Genomic DNA, 12,626 nt, shown 5'->3' on the forward strand with positions numbered 1-12,626 from the left:
TGGCTAGCAGGAGCGGTGAGTCATTGGTATTTGTTATGCTAGCCAGAGAAAGACATCATGTATGAATTCCTCCTCTCCACAGCCATCGTGGCTTTAGCTGAAATGGGCGATAAGACCCAACTGCTTGCATTGTTACTTGCTGCACGTTTCCGTAAACCCGTCCCAATTCTATTGGCTATTTTGCTGGCGACCATTATTAACCATGGTGTCTCTGCTGTTTTAGGCCAATGGATCACCACAGTTTTAAGCCCTGATGCGCTGATCTGGATTCTCTCGATTGGTTTCATTGCTATGGCAGGTTGGATGTTGATTCCTGATCAGTTGGATGATGAGTCAGGCAGCATTAAGAAATGGCAGAAACTAGGGGTATTTGGCGCAACGTTTGTGTTGTTCTTTTTGGCCGAAATTGGTGATAAAACCCAAATTGCGACAGTGGCTTTAGCGGCACGTTTTGACAGTATAGTTTGGGTGATGTTGGGTACGACTTTAGGGATGATGTTGGCTAATGCGCCAGCGGTCTTTATTGGCGATAAGTTGGCGACCAGGTTGCCAATTGCCTTAATTCATAAAATTGGTGCGGCCATTTTCTTGGTCATTGGTATTGCGACACTTGTACAGCATTATTTCTTCTAATTCACCGTAGAAAATAAGAATCCCGACTTAAAAAATCGGGATTTTTTATTGAAAAATGATCTTCAATTTATTGATATATCAAATGATATTGGTCGCAAATGCATTGTAAGTTTGTGTAAATCCATATATGTTGTAGGTATTAAAAAGTCTTTTAAGAAAAACAGCATTTTGAGGGGATGGGCATGGCATTTGACCGCACAACGTCACAGGTTTTATATGATGATGGCACACACAAGTGTATTAGCTTTACCAGCTTGGTCAAAGGCGAGGGTGTACAGGCAAATCAGTTTTTAATTATTGACCATGAGCGTGCTGCGGTCTTAGATCCGGGTGGTGATTTAACCTATGTGCCGCTGACCATGGAGTTGAATAAATATACGCGTTTGACCAATCTTGATTTTGTGATGGCCTCACACCAAGACCCCGACATTATTACCTCAATGCCGCGTTGGTTGGTCTATACCGAAGCGAAAGTGGTGGCTTCTAAACTTTGGGCACGCTTTTTACCTCACTTGAACTCTGCCTTTATGAGTGAGCGGATGAAAGGTAACTGGCTGGATCGTTTAGTGGAGCTACCAGACCACGGTCAGGTGATTACGTTGGGGCAGTCTTCGATTATTGCTGTGCCTGCGCATTTTTTACATTCGGTGGGTAATTTTCAGTTTTATGACCCAATTGCCAAAATTTTATTTTCAGGTGATATGGGGGCATCGATGGTGGACGATGCCTCAAAACCTTTGGAAAACTTTGCTGCGCATATTCCTAAAATGAAAGGGTTTCATCAGCGCTATATGTGCAATAACAAAGTGATTCGTTTATGGGTCAATATGGTCCGCACCATGGATGTTGAAATGATTGTACCGCAGCATGGGACACCGTTTATTGGGCACGAGCAGATTCATCAATTTTTAGATTGGATTGAGACGCTGGAGTGCGGTACCGACTTGATGGATGAGAGTGTTTTTACCTGTCCAACTTAAGTGACAAAATAGTCGTAAATTTTGCTTGTTTGGCAACCACAATTTTTTTAATATTTTCTTCCAAAAAAAGTTTTTGAAAATGAGAATATAAAGGATGTTGTCTCAAGTTCCAACGGAAGATGCCTGTTTAAGCTGCGGGGCATGTTGTGCCTTTTTTAGAGTCTCATTTTACTGGGCTGAAGGCATTTCCATGCCTGAACATTACACAGAGCCAGTGACGGCTGTGTATTCATGCATGGTTGGAACTAATCAAGCCAGTCCACGCTGTATCGCACTGCAAGGCACCATTGGTGAACACGTGAGTTGTGGGATGTATGAACAGCGTAGTTCTTCATGTAAAGAAGTTCAAATCGCTGATGATCAATGCAACAAAGCACGACGTGCGCACAATATGATTCCATTTGTGCAATTGGAAGCGAGCATTGCCGTCAACGATGAAGGTTTTGATCAAGTCTGTTAATCGTTAGAAGCAGAGTTAAGGCTCTGCTTTTTTGAGTTTTTTTAAAGTAAATAAAATCCATCTCAAAACAAGAAATAAAAAAATAAAGGTGAAAATGAAGAGTTCAAATAAAATATAGGTTTTATCACTTTATTTTCTAAGATAAAAAAATAAATTTTCAATTGAAATGAAATTTAAGTTCATATTTGTTTATAATAGCGCACGGAAATTACCAGTGAGACTGCCATGTTGACCATCGTTCAAGACGCGTTAACTTTTGATGATGTCCTATTACTCCCTGCCTATTCTACTGTTCTCCCAAAAGATGTCTCATTAAAGACACGATTCACGCGCGGCATTAATTTAAATATCCCCCTTGTTTCAGCAGCAATGGATACGGTGACTGAATCACGTATGGCGATTGCGATGGCGCAAAACGGTGGTATTGGTATTTTGCACAAGAACATGGATATTGCTGCACAAGCTGCAGAAGTCCGTCGTGTGAAAAAATTTGAAGCAGGGATGGTGAAAGATCCAATCACTGTGACACCTGAAACCACAGTACGCGAATTGATCTCGATTACTCAAGCCAACAACATCAGCGGTGTGCCTGTTGTGAAAGATGGCAAAGTGGTCGGTATTGTCACAGGTCGCGATACACGCTTTGAAACGAACCTTGAGCAACCTGTAAGCAACATCATGACTGGTCAAGACCGCCTTGTGACTGTTCGTGAAGGTGAATCGAAAGAAAATATTCAAGCTTTACTGCAAAAGCACCGCATTGAAAAAGTTTTGGTCGTTGGAGAACATAACGAACTCAAAGGTTTAATTACAGTCACTGACTTCCGTAAAGCGGAAAGCTATCCAAGCAGCTGTAAAGATGACCTTGGTCGCTTACGCGTAGGTGCTGCAGTCGGTACAGGTGTAGAAACACCAAGTCGTGTAGAAGCTTTGGTTGAAGCGGGTGTTGATGCAATTGTCGTGGATACGGCGCATGGTCACTCTGCGGGTGTGATCGAGCGTGTACGTTGGGTGAAAGCGAATTACCCACAAGTCCAAGTGATTGGCGGTAACATTGCAACTGGTGATGCAGCATTGGCACTTCTCGATGCAGGCGCAGATGCGGTCAAAGTCGGTATCGGCCCAGGTTCAATTTGTACCACGCGTATTGTAGCGGGTATTGGCATGCCGCAGATTTCTGCGATTGATAGCGTTGCCAATGCACTAAAAGATCAAATTCCATTAATTGCAGATGGTGGTATTCGTTTCTCTGGCGATATGGCGAAAGCGATTGGCGCGGGTGCGAGTACGATTATGGTCGGTTCACTCCTTGCTGGGACTGAAGAAGCGCCAGGTGAAGTGGAATTCTTCCAAGGTCGTTACTATAAAGCGTATCGTGGTATGGGGTCATTGGGCGCGATGGCAGGAGCAACAGGTTCTGCGGATCGTTATTTCCAAGACTCTAAAGCAGGCGCTGAAAAACTTGTTCCTGAAGGGATCGAAGGTCGTGTGCCATACAAAGGTCCAATGGGCAACATTGTGCACCAAATGATGGGCGGTTTACGTTCTTCTATGGGCTATACGGGTTCATCTGTGATTGAAGATCTTCGTCAAAATGCGAAGTTTGTGAAAATTACTTCGGCAGGTATGTCGGAGTCACATGTTCACGACGTGACGATTACCAAAGAAGCACCGAACTATCGCGTTGGCTAATAAAGTTATACGAATTGTTGAATGTAAAAGCCGTCATTTTTATGACGGCTTTTTCGTTTTGGTGTAAAGTGTCGTGAGTAAAAAAGTGATGATTTAGATCACCATTAAGAAGTGAGTAGAACATGAGTTATTTTGGTACCGATGGTATTCGCGGTAAGTTTGGCGTCCTCCCTATTACCCCTGAATTTGCCCTTAAACTAGGTTTTGCCGCAGGGAAAGTTTTAAAGCGCCACAGTAAAAAATCAAAACCATTGGTAGTACTCGGAAAAGATACACGTTTATCCGGTTATATTTTAGAGTCGGCATTGCAAGCAGGTTTAAATGCGGCAGGGGTTTATGTACATTTATTGGGCCCATTACCAACCCCAGCGATTGCACATTTGACCCGTGCTTTACATGCAAGTTTGGGCATTGTGATTTCAGCATCACATAATCCTTATTTTGATAATGGGATCAAGTTCTTTTCCAGTGAAGGTAAGAAACTACCAGATGCTATTCAAGAAGAAATTAATCAAGAACTTGAAAAAGAATTAGTGATTGAAGACACGGCAAACTTAGGTAAAAGTGTCCGCGTAAAAGATGCCAATGGCCGCTATATTGAATTTTGTAAATCCACATTTCCATACCATTTAGACTTGAATGATTTAACCATTGTGGTGGATTGCGCCAATGGTGCTGCATATAACGTGGGTCCATCGGTCTTTCGTGAGCTCGGCGCCAAGGTCATTGCCATTCATAATGAGCCTAACGGTGTAAATATCAATGAGCAATGTGGTTCGACCCATCCTGAGCATTTGCAGCAACTCGTAGTGAAGCATAAGGCTGATTTGGGGATTGCCTTTGATGGGGATGCAGACCGCGTTATTTTGGTGGATAAAGATGGCAAGCTGATTGATGGCGACCATATTTTATATATCTTGGCGACTCAGAGCGCTAAAAAACCTGCTGGAATAGTGGGTACCTTAATGTCAAACATGGCTTTAGAGCTGGCTTTGGAAAGAGCCGGTGTAGCGTTATTACGTGCGAATGTGGGTGATCGCTATGTCCTACAAGGCCTAGAAGAAAAAGGCTGGGTCATTGGTGGTGAGCCATCAGGGCATATTTTAACCTTGGATAAAAGTACCACAGGTGATGCCATTATTGCCGCCCTACAAGTCCTTACCGTGATGGTCGAGCAGAAGAAAGCGCTTCATGAATTGGTTGCTGACTTTAAGCTTCTACCGAATGTGCTGGTGAATGTACGTTTAGAGGCGATGTTTGACCCTTATGCGGTGCCTGCTTTGGTGGCTGAATTTGATAAAGCCGAGCAACAACTCAAAGGTCGTGGTCGTTTGTTGATTCGTAAATCAGGTACTGAACCTGTGATTCGTGTCATGGTGGAAGGGGATGACCTCGATGAAGTCAACACTTTAGCCAATACATTGGCTGATGCTGTACGTGCGAATGCAGCTTAATAAGGAGTGAAAAATGAGTGATTTAATTAAAGATCTCAGCGAGCTTCGTTTAAGTTATCAAAAAGGCGAGCTGCGAGAAGATCGTGTAGAAACCCATCCACATGCTCAGTTCTTGCTTTGGTTTAATCATGCTTTAGAAGCACAACTGCACGAACCCTATGCTATGTCACTGGCGACAGCAAGTGTCCAGGGTCGTCCGCATGTACGAACGGTATTGCTGCGCGGTGCAACTGAAGCAGGTTATGATTTTTATACCAATTATGACAGTCAAAAAGGCAATGATTTGGCTGAAAACCCATATGCAGAGTTACTGTTTTATTGGCAAGAGCAGGAACGTCAGATTCGCATTGGTGGTAAAGTGGTTAAAATTTCTGAAGCAGAATCGACGGACTACTATCATAAGCGCCCACGAGATAGCCAAATTGCGGCACATATCAGTACACCACAAAGTGGCGTGATTGAAAGCCGTGAAGTCTTGCAACAACGTTTTGAGCAATTGCAGAACCAAGTTGAAGGTAAATCAGAACTCAATAAACCCCTCTTTTGGGGTGGCTACCGTCTCGAGCCCGACTACTATGAGTTTTGGCAAGGGCGTCCGAACCGTTTACATGACCGTTTAAGTTATGAAAAACAGCAAGATGTCTGGATGCTGAAACGTTTGATGCCATAAATGTCAGCCATTCAAATTAAGCAAAGACCCTTTATTACCTGTCCTGAATTATTTCAGGACATTCCTGCGTTTATTGCAGAAATTTTAGCCCGCCGTGGGGTGGCGTCAACGCAGGAGCTGGAGTTAAAGCTCAAGCATTTACTGGCCCCTAGTCTGAAAGGCTTAAATGAAGCGGTTCAGTTGATGGATGCTGCAATTGATCAGCAACACAAAATTGTCATTGTGGGTGATTATGATGCAGATGGTGCAACCAGCACCGCTTTAATGATCTTGGCTTTGCGAGAAATGGGGGCGCAGGTAGAGTATCTGGTTCCAGACCGCTTTAAATATGGTTATGGCTTAACGCCTGCGATTGCGGATTTAGCATTTACCACCTTTACACCTGATTTATTGATTACTGTGGATAATGGTATTTCCAGTCATGACGGCGTGAAACAAGCGCAAGATCATGGTATACAGGTGATTATTACCGATCACCATTTGACCACCAAACCGACTCCCAGTGCCCAAGCGGTAGTGAATCCGAACCAGTTGGGGTGTGATTTTCCAAGTAAAGCCTTAGCTGGGGTCGGCGTGGCCTTTTATGTCTTGGCTAACTTATCAACCTATCGTAAAAAACTGAATAAGTCTTCGGCAGTCATGAGTCAGTATTTGGATTTGGTAGCATTAGGCACCTATGCCGATGTTGCTAGTCTTGACTATAACAATCGTATCTTGGTTGATGTTGGCCTGAAGCGTATTCAACAACGTTTATGTCGTCCGGGCATCAGCGCTCTACTGGAGATTGCAGGTCGAGAGGCTGCAACTTTAAAAGCGCAAGATTTGGGGTTTGTACTGGGACCACGTATTAATGCGGCAGGTCGTATGGAAACCATGGATATCGGTATTGAATGTCTGTTGGCACAGGACTTTGCTTCCGCTTATCCATTGGCAGAACAACTGAATCAGTTGAATGTGGAACGTCGTCAGGTTGAAACCACGATGAAACAAGAGGCCTTAATAGCCTTGGATCAAATTCAACTAGATGATACGGTCTTACCCGCGGCTTTAATTATGTTCGAGCCGCATTGGCATCAAGGGGTGATTGGCATTGTTGCGGGACGCTTAAAAGAACAGTTTCATCGTCCGAGTATTGTATTTGCCGCAGATGAAGATGGGATACATATCAAAGGTTCAGCACGTTCGATTGAAGGAGTGCATATCCGCGATGCCATTGAGTGTGTTGCTGAGCAATATCCACATTTGGTCAGCCACTTTGGTGGGCATGCTGCGGCAGCGGGTTTAACCATTCAAAAAGTCCATTTTGAAGAGTTTAAGCAGGCCTTTGAAGTACTGATGGCAGCTCAGGATGAAGGTCTATTTACTGCGACTTTATGGACCGATGGTGAGTTAGCAGCAGAAAATATTCAGGTTGAAACGGTCGATCTTCTACAGCAGATTAGTCCATGGGGGCAAAAGTTTCCAGCACCTATTTTTGAAGGAAACTTTCAAATTGTAGATTTCCGCTGGTTGAAAGAAGTGCATTTAAAATTACGTATTGCTTTAGACAATGGACAGGTCGTGGATGCCATTGCTTTTAATGCGGCGGACAAATACCAGTTCAATGAGATGAACCATCAAATTCGTTTGCTCTATGAGCTGGATAAAAATGAATTTCGTGGCAATGTCAGCGTACAACTTCGCATTTTGCATTTAGAACAACACTAAAAAACCGCTCTATAGAGCGGTTTTTTTAATACATTTTTGTTTCAATTAGAAGCGGAATGTACCATTGATACCGTATGAATCAGCATCTTCCGTTGTTGTGTAGTTCAAGCCAACAGCAATAGCAGGCGTAAAGAATTTTTGCGCGCGAACAGCCCAAACAGTGTCAAAGTCATCGAATGTTGTATCCATAAATGAAACACCAACACTTAAGGTTGGATCGATATATAAATCGGCACCTAAGCGGTAAGCAGTTTCATCGCCAAAGTATGTTGCACCTTCAAAATTGGTAAAATGGTTACCAATTTGAGTCACATATTTAGCGCGTAAGGTCACAGCTGTATCGTCTGCTACTGCGGAGATATTTGAGAATGTATCAATGAAGCCATTTTTTGAAACATACATTGGATCAAGATTTTCTTTGGCTACACCAGCCGCAATGAGTAGCCCATCGACAGGCAGGTAACCTGCTTCTAATGCATAACCCACATTATCATCTGATGCTTTACCAAATTCACTTTCAACCGTTACTTCAGAGCGGTTGAGGCTACCAGAAACATAAAATTGAGAGTTTGGGATGAAAAATTCACCATTTAAACCGACTGTGTCAATTTCTAAATCGGCGCCGTCTTCATCAATACTTGAGTTCGCATAACCAAGACCAATGTTGCTTGCTTTGCTTAAAAAAGCAGCCTCTGCAAGTGGCGAATTTTTAGTGATCACTCCATTTAAGTAGTACTTGCCACTGATGCCAAAAGTATCAAGGTCTTCACTGTCACCATCAAAGCTTGTATTTTCGTAGTTTGCATTGATTTCCGCTTGGTAAGCATGTGCAGTCCCGAAGCTCGCAATAAGTGCGGTAGTAAGTGCAAGTTGTTTAAGCATTTTAGAGGTTCTCTCTTTGTTATAAAAATATGACTGTTCTATGACAGTTGTAACGAAGTGTACAAAAAAGTAGCAGGGAGTCAATCTTTATTTATAACAATGCTTTATCAGAGCGCAAAAAGCCCATTCGAAAATGGGCTTTGAGTATTCAAGGTTTTCTAATGGGTTTTAGAAGCGATATTTCGCAGCTACACCGAATTTGTTGTAGTCGTTGTTGCCAACTTCACCAAAACCAACACGGCCTTCAAGGCTGACTTGTGGAGTAAAGAATTTACGGGCATTGATACCAAATTCGCTAGTATCACTTAAGTCATTGCTGTAATAGTCAGCACCTAAGCTTAAAGTTTTATCGATGAAGTAATCGCCTTTAAGATTGTATTCATCAAGATCACCAAAAGCTGCGCCTGCTTCTAAGTTAATGTCTTTACCATTGCTCAGTGTGGTCACATATTTAGCACGTAGAGTTGGATCGACACCGTCGTTATAGTCGTTGTCATAACCTTTTAAACCCGCAGCAATTAATAAGCCTGGTGCAGGTAAATAACCGACTTCAGCGCTATAAACGGTGGTATCAAAGTCACCGCCATTGTCAAAAGAATAATCATCACGACCCACTTTACCACCTAGGTAAAAGTCTGAGTTCGGGATGAAAACTTCAGCACCGACGCCATATTGATGACGCTCATCATCACCGACTTCGTCGTATTGGTATTTTGCGTTAACGTTACTTGCACGGTCTAAGAACGCTGCTTCTGCAAGTGGCGCATTACGTGTTTGAACTGGATTGAAATAGTATGTGCCATCTACGCCAAAAGAGCCACTTGAACTACCGTTGTCTGGATCAATTAGGCCAGCTGAAGCACCCACCTCTGCTTGGTATGCATGTGCAGTACCTGTGATCGCTAGAGCGGAAAGTAATGCTGAAGCAATTGCTAATTTTTTCATGGTATGTACCCCTCGTAAGTGGAACTGTATTTCATTAATTTTTTGTTACAACTTCAGTCTAGGGCAAAATAAAAAAGCGTCAACCAAAGGAAAGTTAATGCTCTGTATCTACGGTTACATCGTGTAATTTTTTAAATTTAAATGATTGATAATAAATTATAAATTTATAATGTTTTGTTTTATTAAAATTGTGTAGATTCTGTGGATTTCATAATTTTTGACGCTATTTTAATCAATTTTAACTCAAAATGTTTAGTCCGTTTGTCTGTTGAGAACACTTCTCCGGTATGTATTTTATGGGATGGTTCGCATTTATATGCAGCTTGATTGCGGTTCAAGAGAATGCTTTTTTGGAGGCTAAACAGTTTTAATCTCTAGAAAGAAGGGTGTGTTTTTGTCGAATTTGAGATGAATAATCCTAGCCGTCGACTGTGATATAATCAGCGGCTATTTTTCGCTTTATATTGATTGAGAGTAATTCACGTGGAAATTAATCCGTATCTAAACCAATTAAAAGACTTAAACGACCGTGGTCTCACATTACGGGGGTATCTTTGACTACGATCTGAAAAAAGAGCGTTTAGAAGAGGTTCTCCGTGAATTAGAAGACCCAGCGATTTGGAATGATCAAAACCGTGCACAAGCCATGGCCAAAGAAAAAGGCGAACTTGAAAACGTCTTAAATGTGTTAGATGGTTTGGCAACGCAGCTTGAAGATGCGCAAGCGATGCTTGATTTGGCAGTCGAAGCCGATGATGAAAGTCTGTTGGCTGATGTCCAAGCTGAATTGACCTCTGCAGAAGAAGAGTTAGCGAAGCTTGAATTCCGCCGTATGTTCAGTAACCCAATGGACCCAAATCCATGTTATGTGGAAATTCAAGCTGGTTCAGGTGGTACAGAAGCGCAGGATTGGGCGTCAATGCTACTGCGTATGTATATGCGTTGGATTGAACGTCACGGATTTAAAGCTGAATTGATGGAAGAATCAGACGGCGACGTGGCTGGGATTAAGTCAGCAACGATTCGTGTTGAAGGTGAATATGCCTATGGTTGGTTGCGGACCGAATCGGGCGTGCATCGCTTAGTACGTAAATCGCCATTTGACTCGGGTAACCGCCGTCATACGTCGTTCTCTGCTGTGTTTGTCTCGCCAGAAGTCGATGACAACATTGAAATTGATATCAACCCATCTGACGTGCGTACCGATACCTATCGTGCTTCGGGTGCAGGTGGTCAGCACATTAACAAAACAGACTCTGCGGTACGTTTAACCCACGCGCCAACAGGCATTGTGGTGGCGTGTCAGAACCAACGTTCACAACATGCCAACCGTGACCATGCTTGGAAACAGTTACGTGCGAAGTTGTATGAGTTGGAAATGAGCAAACGTAACGAAGCAGCTCAAGCACTTGAAGACTCGAAGTCGGATATTGGTTGGGGCAGTCAGATTCGTTCTTATGTGTTGGATGACTCGCGTATTAAAGACTTACGTACGGGTGTTGAAAACTCCAACACAGGTGCAGTACTAGATGGTGACCTTGATAAGTTTATTGAAGCCAGCTTAAAGCAAGGTTTGTAATTTAAATGATGAATGAAAGCAAAGTGTTATCAGTTATTTTACAATATATCTAAAAAAATCGATATTAAAATCGAAAAAATGCGATATATTAGGTAAAACAAGCTGACAACGCTTTGCTGCCCATTAAACGTGTCTTGAGTATGGATATAGATTTAATTTTTAAAGCCTTGGCTAATCCAACGCGTCGCCAAATTTTGGAATGGTTAAAAAAACCGGAACAATTTTTATCGAGTGACGAATGTGGTGACTTTAGACGCGGCGTATGTGCAGGTCATATCGAACGGTTGGGAAATGTATCGCAATCGACGATGTCGAATCATTTGTCTGTGCTACAGCAGGCTGGTTTAATTCAAGTGGAAAAATATGGACAATGGTCTTATTTTTCGCGCAATGAAGCGTTGATTCAGCAATATATCGAACATTTGCAACGTTCACTTTAATTGAAAAAAGTGACGATCGAGGCGACTATGGCTGAACTGAATACTCCTTTAACTTTAGGTGATCTACACTTAAAAAACCGTGTCATTATGGCTCCTTTAACACGAAGTCGTGCAACGGCAGACCGTGTGCCAACAGCCATGATGGCGGAGTATTATGCACAGCGTGCAAGTGCAGGTTTGATCATTTCTGAAGCGACCGTGATTTCTGAAGAAGCCAATGGCTATTTGAATACCCCGGGGCTATTTAATGAAGCTCAAGTTGAAGGCTGGAAACAAGTCACTCAAGCTGTACATGACCAAGCGGGCTTAATTGTGGCGCAGTTGTGGCATGTGGGCCGTGTATCGCATCCTGATTTATTGGATGGTGAAACCCCAGTTTCAGCAAGTAGTGTGCAACAAAAAGGCTATGTCAGCTTATTGCGTCCGAAACGTGAATATGTGGTGCCTCGTGCATTAGAGGTTGCTGAAATTCAGAGCATTGTTGAACAGTATAAACAGGCTGCGATTCATGCCAAAGCTGCGGGCTTTGATGGGGTTGAATTGCACGCAGCCAATGGCTATTTGATTGACCAATTCCTGCAAAGTTCAACCAATCTACGTGAAGACCAATATGGTGGCAGCGTAGAAAACCGCGCGCGTTTGTTACTTGAAGTGGTGGATGTGCTGATTGAAGTCTGGGGTGCAGGTCGTGTTGGGGTGCATTTAGCTCCACGTGGTGATGAGCATGACATGGGCGATGATGATCCACGTGAAACCTTTGGTTATGCACTGGAGCAACTGGGTCAACGTCAGATTGCGTTCTTCTTTACCCGTGAATATTTGGCAGATGACAGTATTAGTACTTACCTGAAACAACGTTCGGGTGGTGTGCCATTGATTGCCAATATGCGTTTAAGCCGTGAAGATGCGATTGATCTATTGGAATCGGGTCAGGCTGATGCAGTGTCTTGGGGTAAGGATTATATTGCCAATCCAGACTTGTATGAACGTCTACTACAAGATGCGCCACTGAATGAATTGAAACTGGAAAATATGATTGGAACAGATGTCGCGGCAGGCTATGTGGACTATCCGACTTTAGCTGAAATGGAAACTGCTGCGGTTTAAATTGCTTTTCCGTTAAATTCGCGACAAGATAACAGCGCAATTCATGGGATAATATGAGTTGCGCTGTTTTATTTTTG

12 protein-coding genes are annotated in these 12,626 nt (G+C 42.9%); 10 read left to right on the forward strand and 2 right to left on the reverse strand.

Annotation, left to right across the window (positions count from 1 at the left end):
* Positions 1-57: 57 nt before the first annotated feature.
* The 7 genes from JZ787_RS06410 to recJ all read left to right on the forward strand — a co-directional run bounded on the left by JZ787_RS06410 (position 58) and on the right by recJ (position 7,596).
* Entirely contained in the window at positions 58-633 is a 576-nt protein-coding gene (locus JZ787_RS06410; protein WP_168158728.1) for a TMEM165/GDT1 family protein, read from the forward strand.
* Between the two features lie 182 nt (positions 634-815).
* Entirely contained in the window at positions 816-1,613 is a 798-nt protein-coding gene (locus JZ787_RS06415) for an MBL fold metallo-hydrolase (protein ID WP_062031972.1), read from the forward strand.
* Between the two features lie 94 nt (positions 1,614-1,707).
* Positions 1,708-2,073 carry a YkgJ family cysteine cluster protein gene (locus tag JZ787_RS06420; RefSeq protein WP_062031975.1) on the forward strand — a complete coding sequence of 122 codons (366 nt, stop codon included), beginning with the start codon at positions 1,708-1,710 and terminating at the stop codon, positions 2,071-2,073.
* Between the two features lie 225 nt (positions 2,074-2,298).
* Positions 2,299-3,765: an IMP dehydrogenase gene (gene guaB / locus JZ787_RS06425; RefSeq protein WP_004691717.1), complete on the forward strand. Its 1,467-nt coding sequence runs from the start codon at positions 2,299-2,301 to the stop codon at positions 3,763-3,765.
* A gap of 122 nt (positions 3,766-3,887) precedes the next feature.
* Positions 3,888-5,219, forward strand: a complete 1,332-nt coding sequence (gene glmM, locus JZ787_RS06430; protein ID WP_094148480.1) for a phosphoglucosamine mutase — start codon at positions 3,888-3,890, stop codon at positions 5,217-5,219.
* A gap of 13 nt (positions 5,220-5,232) precedes the next feature.
* On the forward strand, positions 5,233-5,889 hold the full coding sequence (pdxH, locus tag JZ787_RS06435; RefSeq protein WP_005401514.1) for a pyridoxamine 5'-phosphate oxidase: 657 nt from the start codon (positions 5,233-5,235) through the stop codon (positions 5,887-5,889).
* Positions 5,890-7,596: a single-stranded-DNA-specific exonuclease RecJ gene (gene recJ, locus JZ787_RS06440; RefSeq protein WP_346311956.1), complete on the forward strand. Its 1,707-nt coding sequence runs from the start codon at positions 5,890-5,892 to the stop codon at positions 7,594-7,596.
* Positions 7,597-7,641: 45 nt separating this feature from the next.
* Here the strand turns inward: recJ and JZ787_RS06445 are convergent, their stop codons facing one another.
* Together JZ787_RS06445 and JZ787_RS06450 are read right to left on the reverse strand one after the other, a co-directional pair.
* A complete protein-coding gene (locus JZ787_RS06445) occupies positions 7,642-8,478 on the reverse strand; it encodes a putative porin (protein WP_346311957.1) in 837 nt (278 codons plus the stop codon).
* Between the two features lie 168 nt (positions 8,479-8,646).
* On the reverse strand, positions 8,647-9,423 hold the full coding sequence (locus tag JZ787_RS06450; protein ID WP_005401517.1) for a putative porin: 777 nt from the start codon (positions 9,421-9,423) through the stop codon (positions 8,647-8,649).
* 483 nt (positions 9,424-9,906) lie between these two features.
* Between JZ787_RS06450 and prfB the strand changes: the two genes are divergently transcribed.
* The 3 genes from prfB to JZ787_RS06465 all read left to right on the forward strand — a co-directional run bounded on the left by prfB (position 9,907) and on the right by JZ787_RS06465 (position 12,549).
* Positions 9,907-11,002, forward strand: a protein-coding gene (prfB, locus tag JZ787_RS06455) for a peptide chain release factor 2 (protein ID WP_155115836.1) whose coding sequence is annotated in 2 segments (ribosomal slippage) — positions 9,907-9,978 and positions 9,980-11,002 — 1,095 coding nt in all. Because the reading frame shifts where the segments join, the coding sequence is not laid out codon by codon here.
* Between the two features lie 140 nt (positions 11,003-11,142).
* Positions 11,143-11,442 (forward strand): metalloregulator ArsR/SmtB family transcription factor, encoded by a 300-nt coding sequence (locus JZ787_RS06460; RefSeq protein ID WP_004691709.1) that lies wholly within the window; start codon positions 11,143-11,145, stop codon positions 11,440-11,442.
* Positions 11,443-11,469: 27 nt separating this feature from the next.
* Positions 11,470-12,549 (forward strand): alkene reductase, encoded by a 1,080-nt coding sequence (locus JZ787_RS06465; protein ID WP_218288625.1) that lies wholly within the window; start codon positions 11,470-11,472, stop codon positions 12,547-12,549.
* The last annotated feature ends 77 nt before the right edge of the window (positions 12,550-12,626 follow it).

The organism is Acinetobacter sp. BWR-L5 (assembly GCF_039655985.1).
Classification (GTDB): Bacteria; Pseudomonadota; Gammaproteobacteria; order Pseudomonadales; family Moraxellaceae; genus Acinetobacter; species Acinetobacter johnsonii.